Here is a 17,429-nt window from a genome sequence, read left to right as displayed (position 1 = left end):
AAATGGATTTAAGGCAAAAGACGAGCCGGCAACAGGCGCATCAGCTGTGTATCGAACCAGGCCACGAAGGCCGGCGATGGCGCAGCATCGACCGCCAGGTACCACCAATCGGCGGCGGCGAAGGCACGGCACTTCACCGCGTCCTTTTCGGTCATCACCAACGGCAATGACGGTGTGAAATTCAAGGCCTGCACGCTGTATTCGGCGTGGTCGGCAAACGCATGCGGGACTGGCTGCCAGTGTAGCGTTTCGAGGGTTGTGAAGAAACGCTGCGGATTGCCGATCCCGGCCACGGCGTGCAATGCCTGGCCAGCGGGAAAATGGTCGAGGGGGCGCCGCTCGCCGCTTTGCAGATTGATCAATTCGGTAGGTCGAAGCTGGAAGGCAAAACCGCCGTCGCGATCGGCATCGGCACCGTTGTAGAGCACCGCGTCAACGCTTTGCAGGCGCTCGACCGGCTCACGCAACGGCCCGGCGGGCAGGCAACGCTGGTTGCCCAAGCCGCGGGCGGCGTCGATCAGCACCAGTTCAAGGTCCCGGGCCAGACGGTAATGCTGCATGCCGTCGTCGGACAGGATCAGGTCCAGTGGCTCACTCGCCAGCAGGGCTTTGACGGCGCTGCTGCGGTCCGGGTCGATCATCAACGGGACGCCGGTGCGCTGGACGATCAATAGCGGTTCGTCGCCTGCGATATCAGCGCTTTGATCCGCCTCGACTCGCCACGGCAGTTGCGGCGGCTTGGCACCGTAACCCCGACTGACCACGCCGACCCGCAGGCCACTGCGCTGGCAATGCTGGATCATCCACAGAATCAGCGGCGTCTTGCCGGTGCCGCCGACGGTGATGTTGCCGACCACGATCAGCGGCACCGGCGGTTGATAGATCTCGCCCTCACCCGCCAGAAAACGCTTGCGCTTGTTATTGACCACGCGCCGATACAGCCACTCCAGCGGCTGCAACAGCTTCAGGGCCGGATGACCTTGATACCACGCGGCGAGCAAGCGGTCGGACATGGCCATCAGGGCGCGGGCGGCGCCGCCTCGACAGTGGTCATGCGCAAGTGGCTAAAACCGAGTTTGCCGGCGGCGTCCATGGCGGTAATGACCGACTGATGCTGAGTCTTGCCGTCGGCACTGATGGACAGCGGCAGGTTGGTGTCGCCACTGGATTCTTTCTGCAGCGCGTCCATCAACGTGGCCAGATCGTTTTTCGGCAACAATTGGTTGTTCACCGAGAATACGCCCTCGGCACTGATTGCAACGTCCAGATGCTTGACCTGCTGGTCTTCGGCAGGCGAACCGCTGACCGCTTCCGGCAGATCGACGCGCAACTGGGTTTCACGGGTAAACGTGGTCGTGACAACGAAAAACAGCAGCAGGATAAACACCACGTCGATCAGCGACGCGAGGTTGATGTCCACATTCTCCCGTTGCTTGCGGCGGAATTTCACGCTTTGCTCCCATTCAGGTCAACATCACGGTCGCCCTGCACCACCTCGACGAGCTTGATCGCTTCCTGCTCCATTCCTACCACCAGTTCATCGATCCGGCGTTGCAGGAACCGGTGGAAGAATACCGCCGGGATACCGACCATCAGGCCTGCGGCTGTGGTTATCAGCGCCTTGGAGATACCACCGGCCAACACGGCAGCGTTGGTGGTCATGCCCGAACCCATGAATGCGCTGAAGATATCGATCATGCCCAACACCGTCCCCAACAGACCCAGCAACGGGGCCATGGCGGCGATGGTGCCCAGCGCATTGATGTAGCGTTCGAGCTCGTGAACCACTCGCGCGGCGGCTTCTTCTATGCACTCTTTCATGATCTCGCGACCATGCCTGGAGTTGGCCAGGCCGGCAGCCAGGATCTCGCCCAACGGCGAGTTGGCGCGCAGTTCCTTGAGTTTGTCTTTATTGAGTTGTTTGTCCTTGATCCAGACCCAGACCTGCCCGAGCAAATGCTCCGGGGTCACACGGCTGGCTCGCAGGGTCCAGAGACGTTCGGCGACGATCGCCATGGCTGCGATGGAACTCAGAATGATCGGTATCATCATCCATCCGCCGGATTTGACCAATTCCCACACAGTGACAGTCCCCTCGAAAAAGTGCGCCACTCTAACATAGGGGGTCGGCGCACCGAAAACCGCGATGTCGCATCCGGTCGAGCGTTAATCACTCGGAGTCATTGCGCAGAGCGCCAGAAACGCCGTTCTTGACGCATCGTCCATGGCGGCTTGAAGCGTCCCAGTTGCAGACGGATGGCACCCTGCTCGGCGCTGTCATGGATCGATATGCCGCGCTTTCGATAGCGCGCCATGATCGTGGGATGGGGATGACCGAATGAATTTCCCTGACCGCGGGAGATCAACACCGCTTTGGGCTGCAACCCGGAAAGCAGCGCCATGGAAGATGAACTGCGACTGCCGTGGTGCGGCGCCTGCAACCAATCGGTGGTGACGGCCAGTGGACTGTCGAGCAGCGCCCGCTCGGCTGCGGCATCTATATCACCAGTCAATAACAGACGCTCACCGTTGGCTTCTATCTGCAGGACGCAGGATTTTTGATTGCTGTCGCTGGCCGAAGACCACTGCCAGAGCTGGAATCTCACATCATCCCAGACCCATTGCTTGCCGCTCTCGCAGCCTTCTGCCTGCAACTCGGCCGGCAGCGCCAGGTGATCGCCGCTGACCACCCGTTTCACCGGCAGGCCATTGGCAACGGCCCGGGCGCCGCCCGCATGATCGGCGTCGGCATGGCTGATCAGCATCAAATCGAGTCCATTCACGCCCAGTTTGCGTAATGTCGGCAGCACCACCCGCTCGCCCAGGTCGAAATCGCCGAAACGTGGCCCGGTGTCATACAACAGTGTGTGATGGCGGGTGCGCACCAGGATTGCCAAACCCTGGCCGACATCCAGCTGCCAGATTTCGGCGATGCCTTCAGACAAGACTTGCCGGGGTGGAAAAACCAGCAACAGCAGCATTGGCCAACCCAACGAGCGAAACGGCACACCCCGAGGCATTAATAGTAGAAAGGCACCGAGTGTGCCGAGTGCCCATATCCACAACGGGATGGCCACCGGCACCCACGCGGGCAAGTACCCGGCCATCAGGGCCAGGCCCTTGAACAAAAGGTCGATCAAACCTCCTGCCAACCACAGCAACCCTTCGCCCACGTAAGGAACGGGTAAAAGCAACGTACCCAGCAATGCCGGAGGCAGCACCACCAGACTGATCCACGGCACCGCCAGCAAATTGGCCACCGGCCCGCTGAGACTGATCGGCAACCCGAGCACCAGCAGCAACGGGCACAGACCGATCGCGATCAGCCATTGGGCGCGGGTCCACGTTTGCCACCAACGCCATGGGCCCAGCCGACCACCGAAGGTGAAGATCAACACCGCCACCGCCGCGAACGACAGCCAGAAACCCGGTTGCAGACTCGCCAGCGGATCCAGCAGCAAAACGCCGTCGAGCGCCAGCAACAGCGGCCACCAGGCGCCTAGGTGACGAAATCGCAGGCGCCACAACAGCACCAGGCCGATCATCACGCAGGCCCGCCGCACCGGCACCTCGAAACCGGCCAGCAGCCCATAACCGAGAGCGGCCGCGAACGCGAGTCCACAGGCCCACGGCAGCCAAGGCAAGCGTTTCGGCCACTGGCCATATCGGGCCAGCCCGGCGATCAACAGATACACCAGCCCCGCCAACAACCCGATGTGTTGTCCGGAAATCACCAACAGATGGACGGTGCCGGTGTCTTGCAGCACCTGCCAGTCTTCGCGACTCAGTCCGGCGCCGTCCCCCAGCACCAATGCCGTCAGCGCGCCCGTTCGCCCCTGGGCATCCACGGCCTGCAAACGCTGGCGGATACCGTCGCGCCAGGCCCATTGGGCTTCCTTGAGTCGCTGGCCATCCTTGACCGTCCCGGTAGCGCCGATGCGTTGCGCCAGCAGCCAGGCGTCGTAATCGAAGGCATGGGGATTGAGCAGCCCCGAAGGACGCTTCAACTTGACCGCCAGTCGCCAATGTTCGCCGCTGTTGACCGGCGGCCCGTCATACCAGGCCAGGCGCAGCAGTTTCGGCACCTTGCCATGTCGCGACCGGGCGTCCGCCAACTCGAAACGCACGACGGCCTCATTGTTCTGGGGCAATCCCGTCACCCGACCTTCGACCCAACGGGTTTCGCCATCGAGGCTCACCGGCAGCCGATCATCCAGCACCCACTGTGCATTCGCGCCTGCCCAACTGAAGCCGAACAGGAAAAATGCCAGTGGATAGCTGCGAAACGGCAGCAACATCAAACCGATTACCGGCAGCAACATCCATAACCAGACCGGCGGTAATACCGGTAAAAAACGCAGGATCAACAGACCCAACGCCAGCGCCATCATCCCTGTGCGCATACGCCCGTCCTTGAGAGTCCCCTCCTAGGCATAGCCGGCTAATCGCACAAGCATCGTTATTAATTGTCACAAAGTCTGAATGGGCGGTTCATAGAATCCAGACATACTTGCCGCCTTAACCGACCGAGAAGCCTTATGCCCCGGCGCTTATTCAAACGTTACATGCCAGACCCGACCAGCATCAGGGAACACAAGTCCTTACGCTTTCTCGGCACCCTGCTGCATGACCCGAACCTCTGGCACCTCAACCGCCATTCCGTCGCACGGGCCATGGCGGTTGGTCTGTTCGCGGCGTTCCTGCCGATTCCGTTGCAGATGCTGCTCGCCGCCATTCTCGCCATCATGGTGCGCGGCAACATGCCGATTGCGGTCAGCCTGGTCTGGCTGACCAACCCGATCACCATGCCGGCAGTGTTCTTCTGCACTTACCAGACCGGGGCCTGGTTGATGGACGTCCCTGCACGCCATCTGCCGGACGAATTGACCTGGGAATGGATCAGCGGCGAACTCTCGACTCTTTGGCAGCCGTTTTTGCTCGGCTCAGTAGTGATGGGGCTGGTACTGGGCGCGCTCGCCTATTGCCTGACCATGATGTACTGGCGTTGGTGGGTGGGGCGGCAGTGGAAGCGGCGCAAGAAAAGACGGATGCAGTAAACGCAAAACGGCCTCCACAGTGGGAGGCCGTTCTTTTTGCGGTGTCTGGGCTGACGCCATCGCGAGCAAGCTCGCTCCCACACTGGATCTATGCCGTAACGAAGATCCCCTGTGGGAGCGAGCTTGCTCGCGATGCAGGCGACTCGGTCTTACTTAAGTACGCATCCCGCGACCGCTGACCAGCAGCCGTGCGCAACCGATGTACAACACCACCGTCGCCACCAGCATGAAGGTGATCGCCACGCTGATCCTGATGTCCGAAACGCCAAGAATGCCGTAACGGAACGCGTTGACCATGTGCAGCACCGGGTTGGCCAGGGACACGGTCTGCCAGAACGGTGGCAGCAAGGAGATCGAGTAGAACACCCCGCCCAGGTAGGTCAGCGGTGTCAGCACAAACGTCGGGATGATCGAGATGTCATCGAAGTTGCGCGCAAACACGGCGTTGATGAAGCCCAGCAGCGAGAAGATCGTCGCCGTCAGTACCACCACCAGAATGGTCACGCCCAGGTGATGCACCTGCAACTCGGTGAAGAACAGCGACAGCAGGGTCACGATAAACCCGACCATCAAGCCGCGCAGCACGCCGCCCAGGGTGTAGCCGATCAGAATCGTATGCGGCGACACGGGCGACACCATCAATTCTTCGATGGAACGCTGGAACTTGCTGCCGAAGAAACTCGAGACCACGTTGCCGTAGGAGTTGGTGATCACCGACATCATGATCAGCCCCGGCACGATGTACTCCATGTAGGTGAAGCCACCCATGTCGCCGATCTGCCGGCCGATCAGATTGCCGAAGATCACGAAGTACAGAACCATGGTGATGGCCGGCGGCAGCAGCGTCTGCGGCCAGATCCGGGTAAAGCGTTTGACCTCTCGGTAAACGATGGTGTTGAGGGCAACGAGGTTGGGTTGCAGCTCGGAACTCATACCGCCACCTTCGACAGATTTTTCTCCACCAGGGACACGAACAACTCCTCGAGGCGATTGGTTTTGTTACGCAGGCTCAACACTTCGATGTTCTGCTGCGCCAATTGGGTGAACAGCGCGGTGATGCCCATGGCCTTGTCGACCTGAACTTCGATGGTGTGGCTGTCGAGCAACTTGGTCGGGTAACCGAGCAACTGCGGCGCGGTTTGCACAGTGTTTTTGAGGTCGAGCAGGAACGTTTCCACATGCAGTTGGCCGAGCAACTGTTTCATGCTGGTGTTCTCGACAATGGTGCCGTGGTCGATGATGCCGATGTTGCGGCACAGCTGCTCAGCCTCTTCCAGGTAGTGGGTGGTGAGGATGATGGTGATGCCTTTCTTGTTCAGCTCGGTGAGGAACGTCCACATCGAGCGACGCAGTTCGATGTCCACACCCGCCGTCGGTTCGTCGAGGATCAGCAGGCGCGGTTCGTGAACCAGCGCACGGGCGATCATCAGTCGACGCTTCATGCCGCCGGACAGTGAACGCGATGGCGTATCGCGCTTGTCCCACAGGCCCAGTTGGGTCAGGTACTGCTCGGCGCGTTCCTTGGCTATTTTCGGCGGGATGCCGTAATAACCGGCCTGGGTCACGACGATGTCGAAGGTTTTCTCGAACTGGTTGAAGTTGAATTCCTGAGGCACCACGCCGATGGAGCGCTTGAGCTGCGCAGGATTCTTGTCCAGGTCGTGACCGAAGATATTCACCGTCCCGCTGGTCTTGTTCACCAGGGTCGAGAGAATGCCGATGGTCGTGGATTTGCCGGCGCCGTTAGGGCCGAGCAAGGCGAAAAAGTCACCTTCGGCGACGTCCAGATCGATACCACTCAGGGCCTGGAAACCGTTGCCGTAGGTTTTGGTTAGCTGCCGGATGGACAGAGCGGAACTCATATCGGATTTACGCACCAAGAAGGGAAGAAAGGGACAAATAAGGGCGGGCGGCGACTAATACAACCGCGGCGCATGAGCGCAATGGTGCTTGTCGCCGCCACACAAGTACAGTCAAGTGTGTCGATAGTGAGTATTAAGTCAACGCGGTCATAACCGCTTTCTGATACGCCGGACGCTGTTTCAGACGTGCATACCAGGCTTGCAGATGAGGCTGCGGTGCGCGCTCGATTGGCATCTCGAACCAGGCATAAATGAAGCTGCCCAGAGGAATGTCGCCCATGCCGATCTCATTGCCGGACAGGTACGGTTGGGTCGCCAGCGTCTGATCAGCCATTGACAGCAGGCCATCGCACTCCTTGATCGCAGCGTTGATGGCCGGCCAGTCCTGCTTGTCTTTCGGGGTGCGCAATACGCCCCAGAACACCGTGCGGAACGGCCCGGCAAAACTTGAAGTGGTCCAGTCCATCCACTTGTCGGCAGAAGCCCGGGCCTGCAGATCTTCTGGATACCAGGCGGTGCCGTTGGCGTGGCGAGCCATCAGGTAACGCACGATGGCGTTGGATTCCCACAGCACGAAACCCTCGTCTTCAATTACCGGCACGCGACCATTGGGGTTCATCGCGCGGTACTCCGGCGTATCGACTACACCAAAGGCGCCGCCCGCATCGATGGCTTCATAAGCCAGGCCCAGCTCCTCGGCGGCCCACAAAGGTTTTCTGACATTCGACGAGTTTTTCCGACCCCAGATCTTCAGCATGACCGCCTCTTTATGGATGAATGCGCAGGCAGCATACGCCGGATCAGGCGCGACTCAAATCGCTCTGCATGTCACCCAGCTGCACGGGCAGCGTGTCGCTGAACAGATGCGGATAGCACTTCTCAAGGTGCTCGAAAAAAAACGCTTCAGGCACGTCGGTGAACTGGCCGTGGTCGATCAGGTATTCCATCAATTGCTCGCCGTCGCGATTGAACGGATGGAAAACGCTGTCGTTGATTCCGTCGAATTCCAGTGGTGCGACATTGAACAATTCGCACAAGCCTTGGTTGAACGCTGGCGTGGCTTTGACCCAGCGGTCGTTCAGATACAGCTCCGTATAGCCGTGCATGGCGAACACATCGCTCTTGAGCAACTCGAGCAACCGCGGCGTCGACAAATGATTGCGCACGTCCGCCAGACCGATCCGCGCGGGAATCCCGCAATGCCGGGCTGCACCTGCCAGCAGCGTGGCTTTGGGTACGCAATAACTCTCCCCCGCCGCCAACGCATAACTGCCGCGCAAGGTGTCCGGGTCGCGACTGAAGGTGTAAGGGTTGTAACGCACGGCTTCGCGCACGGCGTAATAGAGATTGATCGCCTGCTCTAGAGGATCGCGACGGCTGCCGCGATGTTTTTCGGCGAACTCCACCACCGAGGGGTGGTCACTATCGATGAAGCGGCCGGGACTCAGATACTCGTGCATGAGAACAATCTCCTGGGGAAGCCACGAGTCTAGCGACACGTTCAGCACAGAGATAACGACGTTTCGGCCAAACATGGACGCTTTGCCGCCCGCCCAACGAACGATTTCCGAGGCCGGTTGCCCACCGGGCCTACAAAACTCATCCATGGTTTCCCACGAATTCAATCACATCGCTCTGACCACCTGTTTTGCGGATGCCGTCTAAGCTCTGAAAGTTGGTTTTGCCCTGGTTTCACGGAGGATTAAATATGCTGCTGTTGTGGATACTGGTTCTGGTTGTCGGGATTGCTTTTTTAGCCCACCGTCGTGTCGCCCCGCTGCCCGCCCTGTGCGTCGTTGCCGTTTACGTGGTGGCGATGGGCGCGTTCAGCCGCGCGCCAGGCTGGTTGCTGCTGGTTTTCTGGGTGTTGATCGCGGCTGTTGCAGCGCCCTTGTTACTGCCAGACCTGCGCCGTAAATATTTCAGTGCGCCGCTGTTCAGCTGGTTCCAGAAAACCCTGCCGCCGATGTCGCAAACCGAACGCGATGCAATCGATGCCGGCACGGTGTGGTGGGACGGTGAACTGTTCAGCGGTCGCCCGGACTGGAAAAAACTGCTGTCCTATCCAAAAGCGCAACTGAGCGAAGAGGAACAGGCCTTCATTGACGGCCCGACCGAAGAACTCTGCGCCATGGTCAGCGACTGGCAGATCGGTCAAACCATGGACCTGCCTCCCGAAGCCTGGGCCTACATCAAGGACAACGGCTTCTTCGCCCTGATCATTCCCAAGGAGTTTGGCGGCAAAGGTTTCTCCGCCTATGCCCACTCCCAGGTGGCGATGAAACTGGCGACCCGCAGCGGCGACCTTGCCTCCACCGTGATGGTCCCCAACTCCCTCGGCCCGGCCGAACTGCTGCTGCATTACGGCACCGACGAGCAACGCAACCACTACCTGCCAAGACTGGCGCGCGGCGATGACATCCCGTGCTTCGCACTGACCGGTCCACTGGCCGGCTCTGATGCCGGAGCCATGCCCGATACCGGGGTGATCTGCAAAGGTGAATGGGAAGGCAAGGAAACCTTGGGCCTGCGTCTGAACTGGGAGAAGCGTTACATCACGCTGGGTCCCGTTGCCACCCTGCTCGGCCTGGCATTCAAGGCCTACGACCCGGATCACCTGCTGGGTGAGGAGGAAGACCTGGGGATCAGCCTGGCGTTGATCCCGACCGATACCGCCGGTGTTGAAATCGGCCGTCGCCACTTGCCGTTGGGCGCTTCATTCATGAACGGCCCGAACTCCGGCAAAGATGTCTTCGTACCGTTGGAGTTCCTCATCGGCGGCCAGGAAATGATCGGCAAAGGCTGGATGATGCTGATGAACTGCCTGTCGGTCGGGCGTTCGATTTCGTTGCCAGCGGTCGGCACCGGTGCCGCCAAGTTCACCAGTCTGGTGACCGGCCAGTACGCTCAGGTCCGTGAACAGTTCAATGTTCCACTGTCGGCCTTCGAAGGTATTCAGGAAGCGATGGCCCGTATCGGCGGCAACGCCTGGATGATGGACGCCGCGCGGATGCTCACGGCCAATGCGGTGGATTTGGGCGAGAAGCCATCGGTGCTGTCGGCGATTCTCAAGTACCACCTCACCGAACGCGGCCGCGAGTGCATCAGCCACGCCATGGATGTTCATGGCGGCAAGGCAATCATCATGGGGCCGAACAACTACCTTGGTCGCAGCTGGAATGGCGCGCCGATTTTCATCACCGTGGAAGGCGCGAACATTCTCTCGCGCAACCTGATGATCTTCGGTCAGGGTGCGATTCGCTGCCATCCATTCGTGCTTAAGGAAATGGCCCTCGCCGGTCGTGAAGACAAGGACCAGGCACTCACAGAGTTTGATGGCCTGCTGCTCAAGCACATCGGTTTCGCCGTGAGTAACGCCGCCAGCACGCTGGTGCTGAACCTTGGTTTCGGTCACTTCGAACACGCGCCAGGCGACAAGCTCAGCCAGGGTTACTTCCGCGCCCTCAATCGCCAGGCTGCTGCGTTCGCCATGCTCGCCGACCTGAGCATGATGCTGCTGGGCGGCGAATTGAAACGACGCGAACGTCTGTCGGCGCGTCTTGGGGACGTGCTCAGCAACATGTACCTCGCCTCCGCCGCACTCAAGCGTTACCACGACCTCGATTCACCGGAGCACATGGCACCGCTGTTTACCTGGGCCATGGAAGAAAGCCTGGGGCAGTCGGAACGAGCGCTGGATGAACTGCTGACCAACTTCCCGAACAAGGTGTTGGGTTGCCTGTTGCGGGTGATCGTGTTCCCGTTCGGTCGTCGTCACAAAGGGCCATCGGACAAACTCGGCGCCGAAGTGGCGGCGGTGATCGGCCGCGCCAAAGGCGATCCGACCCTGGAAGAGTTGCTCGGCGGTTGCTACCGGCCGCAATCCACTGATGACCCGGTTGGCGCGCTGCAACATGCGTGTAACCTGCTGAGTGCCGCGCAACCGCTGCGCAAAAAGCTTCATGTCGCGCTCAAAAGCGGCCAGGTCAAACCGGTCGCCGGCGAAAACGTCATCGATGCAGCGCTTGAGGCTGGCGTGTTGCAGCCCGTGGAGGCGCAGACCCTGCGTGACGCCGAAGCGGCGCGGCGCAAGGTGATTGATGTCGATGATTTCGACAAAAAGGAACTGGCGCTGGGCAAAGGAAAGGTCCGCTGATCCAACCAGCGTCCGCTACACATGTAAAAAAGGGCGCGGGGGCTTTATACTCCCGCGCCCGTTTTGCTCTTGAGGACTTATCTCGTGTCCAATGTCGTTGCCGATCATCTTGTCTTGCTCGACCACCTGCGCAGCATCCTGGTCGCCGTAGGTGAGGCCGAACAGGTTCCCGAAGAAAGCCATGCCTTGTTCCTGGAGCGCTTCGACGAACTGCGTGCGTTGCTGCCGGTCGACCCGATCGAAAGCCAATACCTGGGCCAGGACATTCTGTGCCAGGTGATCACCCGCTACCCGCAAATCGCCCACCTGGTCCCGCGCGACCTGCTGTGGTACTTCGCCGGTGACTGTCTGCATTACATGCCCGACGATGAAATCGACTTGTACCAGGCGCTGGAAGAACGTCGTTTCGAAGCTGAACAAAACGACGAACCGTTCGACTGGAACCAGGAAAAACAGCTGCTGGCGATGTCGAAAGACGACAGCAAGCACTGACCCTCGGTCAGAAACGCAAAAGGCCCGCATGGTTGAACATGCGGGCCTTTTTTGTTGGCAACAAAGATCAAAAGATCGCAGCCTTCGGCAGCTCCTACAGGGCGAGTGCAATTCCAATGTAGGAGCTGCCGAAGGCTGCGATCTTTTGATCTTGTTTTTTATAGCAACCCATCACTCTCCGGCAACTCATACTCCGCCGCGCCCCTAACCGAGCCACTCAACTTGCCCGGTTTGCTCAGAGTTGGTTCCTTCTCCAGACACTCCACCAGATAGTCGATCAGCACCCGTAACTTCGGTGGCAGATAACGGGTTGGTGAATGCAGCAACCAGGCACCGCCGTGGTATGACGCCAGAAAGGTCCAGTCCGGCAACACCTGCACGATCAGCCCCTGCTCCAGCGCATAACGTGCGGTGAAGTACGGCAGGCTGCCAATCCCGATGTGCTGCAACACTGCGCCCAAGCGCACGCCGGTGTGATTGGCCGCATAACGTCCGCGCACGCCAACGGTGACAGCCTGGGTGCCTTTCTTGAATTTCCAGCGTGCATCGCTCGGCGTTTCGCCCAGATAGATGCAGCTGTGGTTGAGCAAGTCGTGGGGATGGGTCGGTGTGCCGTGTTCGGCCAGGTATTGCGGCGTTGCACAGAGCATATGATCGATGGTGAGCAATTGCCGCCCGACCAGTCCGGCAGGTGGACGATCTGTAATTCGAATTGCCAGATCAACGTTGTCGTCGATCAAATCCACCTGGCGGTCCTCAAGCAACAGCTCCACATCCACTTTGGGATAGCGACGCAAAAATTCCGGCATATGCGGATGAATCACGAAACGCCCCACCGCCTTCGGCACACTGACGCGCACCAGTCCTTCCGCTTCATGGGTGAACTGGCCGCTGATCTCCATCACCGACTTGGCTGCGCTGACCATCTCCTGGCAACGCTTGAACACCTCCTCGCCACCGTCGCTCAAGCGCAACTTGCGCGTGGTTCGTTGCAGCAAACGGGTGGCGAGTGCCTTCTCCAGACGCGAAATACTGCGACTGACCGCCGAGGGTGAAGAACCCAACTGGCGTGCGGCCTCAGAGAAGCTGCCAGTCTCGACAACCTTGACGAAAATCGCCATTTCACCGAGCAGCGGTAGTGGAAGATTTATGCTCACAGCGCAACAGTCCTTTGATGTTTGAACGGATTATCACGCAATTCCACGCTCCATATAATAAAAAATAGAATTGTTAATAAGGGCATGGAATATGACGCTTCGCCTCTTTTTCCATAGTGATGACCTCAAGGCCAATGTGGAAGTCCTGGATTGCACGCCCCACGAGAACGAATTTGCCGTGGTGCTGCGCGCCACGTTGTTTCATCCCCAAGGCGGTGGCCAGCCCTTTGACACCGGCTGGATCGGCGAAAGCCGGGTGCTGCGCGTGGCTCAGGATCCGGACCGGATCATTCATTTCGTCGACCATCCGGTAAAACCGGGCATGACTCAGATTCGGGTCGACGAACAACGCCGCCAGTTCAATTCACGCATGCATTCCGCCGGCCACCTGATCGGCCACTTCGTCCAGGCCATGGGCTGGATGCCGATCAAGGCTCATCACTGGCCGGGCGAAGGACGCGTGCAATTCAAACCGGCAGAGTCGGCAAAAGAGGTTGATGCCGAGATGATTCAGCACGGCATCGAGCAGTGGATCGCCAATGATCTGCCGCGCCTGACGTCGATGCGTGAAGGCGCCCGGGAAATCGGTTTCGGTGAACTGCCCGCCTACGGCTGCGGCGGCACCCATGTACGTAGCCTGAAGGATTTGGGCACGGTCACGATCGCTTCCCTTTCACTGAAGAAGGGAACGCTGTCAGTCCACTACAGCGTGGATTGAGCATTTGGGCGATGCCGTTCCTGTCATCGCCTGACGCCGGGGGAACCTGCGGTCGCGGGTTCTGTTGACTATCTGATAGATGGACCTAAGACATGATGCTTGACGTCGAGCGTCTCGATGAGACGTGCATAAAAAAACTGGCCAATGAAGAAGTCCTCGCCATCCGCGTCAAAGGCTTGTTGCCCAAGCCGCTGGCGATTCAGATTGGCGACAAGATCCTCTCCCCTGGCTTCGAAGGCTATATCAATGCGCCGAGCATCGGTCGCATCGGCATGGCGTTTTATGAAGCGGAAAACCAGCCGCTGCTGATCGAAGATTATTTCGAACGCGCCACCCGCAACATTGCGGAATTGCGCAACCGGTGTGCGCCCTATTCGTCCCCCGTCGACACCCTGCGCTGCATGCTCGACGAGTCCTGGCCGGCGGGTGCGCACCTGGAAAATCTCTACGGTCGCAAGATGTATGTCGGGCTGTCCCGGGTGGTGAAACCCGGGATCTGTTTTCTGGCCCACCACGACATTTTCGCCAAGGACGCCCCGGACAGTTACCAGGCCAGAAGCCTGGAAGCGCAGTTCGCCTGCAATGTTTACCTGAACATGCCCGCCGAGGGCGGTGCACTGCAGATGTGGGACCACGACATCTCCCCGGACCAGTTCGACGAAATGCGTGGCGACAGTTACGGCATCGATCCGGCTCTGCTCGGGACTCCGACCCTGGAGATTCTTCCCGAGCCAGGTGATTTCATCATGTTCAATTCGCGCTGCATGCACTCGGTGACACCGGGTGTGGCTGATCCGCGCTTGAGCCTTTCGTTCTTTGTCGGCTATCGCGGCAATGCTTCACCCCTTACTTTCTGGAGTTGAAATGCTTTCGAATTACCTGGGCGAGTTTCTGGCGCTGGCAACTATCCACTTTCTGGCCGTGGTTGCACCCGGACCGGACTTCGCAGTGACCATCCGTCAGAGCGTGCGCTTCGGTCGACTGGTCGGGATTTGCACGGCGCTGGGCATCGGTGCGGGCATTTCCGTGCATGTGCTTTACACCTTGCTCGGAGTCGGCGCGCTGATGCACACGACGCCTTGGCTGCTGACGGTGGCCAAGGTTGTGGGTGGCGCTTACATTTTGTACCTCGGTGTCAGCCTGCTGCGCAGCAAGCCCAAGACCGTACTGGAAGGCGACAAGCCTGACGAACCGGTCGTAGAACAAACACTGCTGAAGGCATTTACCACCGGATTCCTGACCAACGCGACCAACCCGAAAGCCACACTGTTTTTCCTGGCGATCTTCACCACCATCATCAGCGCCACAACGCCACTGAAGATCCAGGCGCTTTACGGAATCTGGATGTGTTTTGTGAATGCGCTGTGGTTTGTGATCGTCGCGCTGTTCTTTTCCAGTGCCCGGGTGCGACTGCTGTTTATGCGCATGGGGCACTGGTTCGAACGCACCATGGGGGTGATTCTGATCCTGTTCGCCGGGCGCCTGATTCTGTCGATGTAAAACCTGCGCCCATGCAAAAGGCCCGCTCAGTCAGACTGGCAGGCCTTTTTCGTTTGTGCGCCGCTTTTGCATTTCTGTGCGACAGATCCCACTTCGGGGACTCCCCTATCGCTCTCTCGTGGTGTTAGCTTGGTAACGTTTCTGTCTCATCAATCAGAAACTTCTCACAAACTGCCTGCAAAGGAATGCCTTCAATAATGAATTTCTCACTCAAGCACCTGGCCGCGTCGACCCTGATACTGGCCAGCCTTTCGTCGTTCACTCTGACCGCGCACGCCAACATCACCCCGCAACAGAGCGCGGCCATCCTCAAGACCTTCAGCGACACATCCGTAACGGATTTCAGGCAGTTCCTGGGAGGCCTGGCCAAAAGCGACCTCGGCAAAACCGACGACCTCGGCCCGGCCATCAGTGCCTTTCTCGACAACAAGACCCTTTCTTCAGAACAGCAGAACGAGATCCATCGCCTGCTCGGCCTCTATACACGCGTTAAGTACGGCAGCGCCGCCACCGAGACCCTGCGCGAGTTGGTAGCCATCCCGACCTTCCGCGTCGACGGCGTTGACCAACACAACAATCCCGAATTCATCAAGATCGCCGACAAGATCAAGAGCCTTGCCCAAGCCTTCAACCTGAACTTCCGCAACATCGACAATCGTGTCTATGAAATATCCCTCGAAGGCAGTGGCGATGAAGTCGTGGGCATTCACGCCCATGCCGACGTGGTACCCGTGACACCAGAAAACTGGGTCCTGAAAGACGGCACCAAACTCGATCCGTTCAAGGTCACCCTGATCGGCGACCGCATGTATGGCCGCGGCACCGAGGATGACAAGAACGGCATCGTCGTGGCGCTCTATGCCATGAAGGTCATCAAGGAAGAAAAACTGCCGCTGGCGAGGAATTTCAAGCTGCTGGTCGACACCACCGAGGAAACCACCGGCGACGCCATCCCCTATTACTTCGAACACAACCCGACACCCAACTACAACCTGGCGCTGGATGGCGGCTATCCGGTGGTGATTGCCGAGAAAGGCTATGGCACCGTTATGGCGAACTTTGCCAAGCGCAAGGCAGAGGGCAAGGGCGCTGAAATCATCTCGATGACCGGCGGCATGGCCACCAACCAGATCCCGTCGACTTCGGTCGCCGTCCTGGTGAGCGACAAGCCCGCCGAGTTGGCCGCCAGCCTGCAAAAGGCCGGCGCTGATTATGCCAAGCGCAATGGTGGCAACTTCGAGGTAACCGCCAAGGTTGACGGTAAAGACGTCACGCTGACGGTTACCGGGGTTTCCGCCCACTCCTCCGAGCCCGAGTCAGGCGTCAACCCGGTGGCCAGGATGCTGGACTTCATCAACAGCCTCGACGGAAAAGTCGCGTTCAAGCACAACCACATTACCGACGCGGCCCGTTACGCCGCCGACAACTGGGGGCTGGATTACCTGGGTGGCAAATTGGGAGTCGGCTTTTCCGATGCCTTCATGGGGCCGCTGACCGCTTCCCTGACCTATGTCGCCATGGATGAAAAAGTATTCAAGCTCGCGGTAAACCTGCGCGTACCAAAGGGTAAGTCGCCGGAAACGCTCAAGACCGAAATCGCCGACAAGCTTGATGCCTGGAGCAAGAAGACCCACGTCGCGGTAGCCATCGACTACTCAATCGCCGAGCCGATGTACCGCAATCCTGAGGGTGAATGGGTCAAGGCGTTGCTGGCTGTGTCCACTGAAAACCTGGCCATGGAGCATAAGTTCGGCTCTTCCGCCGGCGCCACCTCGGTGCATGAGTTGCCCAATGGCGTGCAGTTCGGCTTGGCCAGGCCAGAGGTCAAGTACACCGGTCATACCGACAACGAGTTCAAGACTGTCGACCAGTTCCTGCTGGACCTGCAGATCGTGACCGAGATGATGGGTCGTATCGGGCAGTTGCCGAAGCTCTGATGTTCTTTCGGACCCGCTGTTATGGCGGGTCCGACGCAAACAAAAAAAGGACCTTAAGGTCCTTTTTCATGAATAACGCACAAACAAAAACGCCGCTCATTGCTGAGCGGCGTTTTCGTTAAATATGGAGCGGGAAACGAGACTCGAACTCGCGACCCCGACCTTGGCAAGGTCGTGCTCTACCAACTGAGCTATTCCCGCAAATGGCGTCCCCTAGGGGACTCGAACCCCTGTTACCGCCGTGAAAGGGCGGTGTCCTAGGCCACTAGACGAAGGGGACACGCTAACTGAAACACATGGTGTGTATTTCAGTGCCCAAATCCGCATCCGAAGATACCGGTTCTGGTTTCACTCAGCCCTGCCCGAAAGCAACGCTGTTTAAAATTGGAGCGGGAAACGAGACTCGAACTCGCGACCCCGACCTTGGCAAGGTCGTGCTCTACCAACTGAGCTATTCCCGCATATGGCGTCCCCTAGGGGACTCGAACCCCTGTTACCGCCGTGAAAGGGCGGTGTCCTAGGCCACTAGACGAAGGGGACACACGTACAA

Annotated in this window: 16 protein-coding genes and 4 tRNA genes; 7 read left to right on the top strand and 13 right to left on the bottom strand. The window is 59.1% G+C overall.

Annotated elements, in window-relative coordinates:
• Positions 1-8: 8 nt before the first annotated feature.
• The 4 genes from lpxK to ACA079_RS07375 all read right to left on the bottom strand — a co-directional run bounded on the left by lpxK (position 9) and on the right by ACA079_RS07375 (position 4,403).
• A complete protein-coding gene (lpxK, locus tag ACA079_RS07390) occupies positions 9-1,019 on the bottom strand; it encodes a tetraacyldisaccharide 4'-kinase (protein ID WP_497703052.1) in 1,011 nt (336 codons plus the stop codon).
• Positions 1,019-1,450: a flagellar polar localization protein PocB gene (gene pocB / locus ACA079_RS07385; protein WP_056742736.1), complete on the bottom strand. Its 432-nt coding sequence runs from the start codon at positions 1,448-1,450 to the stop codon at positions 1,019-1,021. The genes lpxK and pocB overlap by 1 nt, the downstream gene beginning before the upstream one ends.
• Complete coding sequence (gene pocA / locus ACA079_RS07380; protein WP_283181269.1) at positions 1,447-2,082, bottom strand: flagellar polar localization protein PocA; 636 nt, start codon at positions 2,080-2,082, stop codon at positions 1,447-1,449. Before pocA ends, pocB begins: the two co-directional genes overlap by 4 nt.
• A gap of 98 nt (positions 2,083-2,180) precedes the next feature.
• Positions 2,181-4,403 carry a DNA internalization-related competence protein ComEC/Rec2 gene (locus ACA079_RS07375; protein WP_497703051.1) on the bottom strand — a complete coding sequence of 741 codons (2,223 nt, stop codon included), beginning with the start codon at positions 4,401-4,403 and terminating at the stop codon, positions 2,181-2,183.
• Between the two features lie 135 nt (positions 4,404-4,538).
• Between ACA079_RS07375 and ACA079_RS07370 the strand changes: the two genes are divergently transcribed.
• Positions 4,539-5,057 carry a DUF2062 domain-containing protein gene (locus ACA079_RS07370; RefSeq protein ID WP_497703050.1) on the top strand — a complete coding sequence of 173 codons (519 nt, stop codon included), beginning with the start codon at positions 4,539-4,541 and terminating at the stop codon, positions 5,055-5,057.
• Between the two features lie 153 nt (positions 5,058-5,210).
• Here the strand turns inward: ACA079_RS07370 and ACA079_RS07365 are convergent, their stop codons facing one another.
• The 4 genes from ACA079_RS07365 to ACA079_RS07350 all read right to left on the bottom strand — a co-directional run bounded on the left by ACA079_RS07365 (position 5,211) and on the right by ACA079_RS07350 (position 8,379).
• Positions 5,211-5,990, bottom strand: coding sequence for an ABC transporter permease (locus ACA079_RS07365; protein WP_415773695.1), 780 nt, complete (start codon positions 5,988-5,990; stop codon positions 5,211-5,213).
• Positions 5,987-6,919, bottom strand: a complete 933-nt coding sequence (locus tag ACA079_RS07360; RefSeq protein ID WP_497703049.1) for an ABC transporter ATP-binding protein — start codon at positions 6,917-6,919, stop codon at positions 5,987-5,989. Before ACA079_RS07360 ends, ACA079_RS07365 begins: the two co-directional genes overlap by 4 nt.
• Positions 6,920-7,052: 133 nt before the next feature.
• Positions 7,053-7,676, bottom strand: a complete 624-nt coding sequence (locus ACA079_RS07355; RefSeq protein WP_497703048.1) for a glutathione S-transferase family protein — start codon at positions 7,674-7,676, stop codon at positions 7,053-7,055.
• A gap of 43 nt (positions 7,677-7,719) precedes the next feature.
• The gene (locus ACA079_RS07350) at positions 7,720-8,379 is read right to left on the bottom strand and encodes a transglutaminase-like domain-containing protein (protein WP_497703047.1); all 660 of its coding nucleotides are present in this window, start codon (positions 8,377-8,379) and stop codon (positions 7,720-7,722) included.
• A gap of 248 nt (positions 8,380-8,627) precedes the next feature.
• On the opposite strand from ACA079_RS07350, the gene ACA079_RS07345 reads away from it, so the two are divergent.
• A complete protein-coding gene (locus ACA079_RS07345; protein WP_497703046.1) occupies positions 8,628-11,075 on the top strand; it encodes an acyl-CoA dehydrogenase in 2,448 nt (815 codons plus the stop codon).
• An 84-nt stretch (positions 11,076-11,159) separates the two neighbouring features.
• On the top strand, positions 11,160-11,567 hold the full coding sequence (locus ACA079_RS07340) for a PA2817 family protein (protein ID WP_008152400.1): 408 nt from the start codon (positions 11,160-11,162) through the stop codon (positions 11,565-11,567).
• Between the two features lie 158 nt (positions 11,568-11,725).
• Here the strand turns inward: ACA079_RS07340 and ACA079_RS07335 are convergent, their stop codons facing one another.
• A complete protein-coding gene (locus tag ACA079_RS07335) occupies positions 11,726-12,724 on the bottom strand; it encodes a LysR family transcriptional regulator (protein ID WP_497703045.1) in 999 nt (332 codons plus the stop codon).
• Positions 12,725-12,815: 91 nt separating this feature from the next.
• Here ACA079_RS07335 and ACA079_RS07330 point away from each other — a divergent pair, with 91 nt between their 5' ends.
• The 4 genes from ACA079_RS07330 (at position 12,816) to ACA079_RS07315 (ending at position 16,879) form a co-directional block, all read left to right on the top strand.
• Positions 12,816-13,442, top strand: coding sequence for a serine-tRNA(Ala) deacylase AlaX (locus tag ACA079_RS07330; protein WP_046054388.1), 627 nt, complete (start codon positions 12,816-12,818; stop codon positions 13,440-13,442).
• A gap of 92 nt (positions 13,443-13,534) precedes the next feature.
• Entirely contained in the window at positions 13,535-14,305 is a 771-nt protein-coding gene (locus ACA079_RS07325; protein WP_497703044.1) for a 2OG-Fe(II)-dependent halogenase WelO5 family protein, read from the top strand.
• Between the two features lies 1 nt (position 14,306).
• Positions 14,307-14,942, top strand: coding sequence for a LysE family translocator (locus ACA079_RS07320; RefSeq protein WP_033056907.1), 636 nt, complete (start codon positions 14,307-14,309; stop codon positions 14,940-14,942).
• Positions 14,943-15,139: 197 nt separating this feature from the next.
• A complete protein-coding gene (locus ACA079_RS07315; RefSeq protein WP_497703043.1) occupies positions 15,140-16,879 on the top strand; it encodes a dipeptidase in 1,740 nt (579 codons plus the stop codon).
• Positions 16,880-17,004: 125 nt separating this feature from the next.
• On the opposite strand, the gene ACA079_RS07310 is transcribed toward ACA079_RS07315, so the two are convergent.
• The 4 genes from ACA079_RS07310 to ACA079_RS07295 all read right to left on the bottom strand — a co-directional run bounded on the left by ACA079_RS07310 (position 17,005) and on the right by ACA079_RS07295 (position 17,419).
• Positions 17,005-17,080 (bottom strand) — tRNA-Gly (locus ACA079_RS07310).
• A gap of 3 nt (positions 17,081-17,083) precedes the next feature.
• Positions 17,084-17,159: transfer RNA gene (locus tag ACA079_RS07305), tRNA-Glu, on the bottom strand.
• A 105-nt stretch (positions 17,160-17,264) separates the two neighbouring features.
• Positions 17,265-17,340: transfer RNA gene (locus tag ACA079_RS07300), tRNA-Gly, on the bottom strand.
• A 3-nt stretch (positions 17,341-17,343) separates the two neighbouring features.
• Positions 17,344-17,419: transfer RNA gene (locus ACA079_RS07295), tRNA-Glu, on the bottom strand.
• Positions 17,420-17,429: the final 10 nt, after the last annotated feature.

The sequence above is a fragment of the Pseudomonas sp. LBUM1645 genome, assembly GCF_059716185.1.
This window is presented reverse-complemented; position numbering and strand designations above follow the sequence as displayed.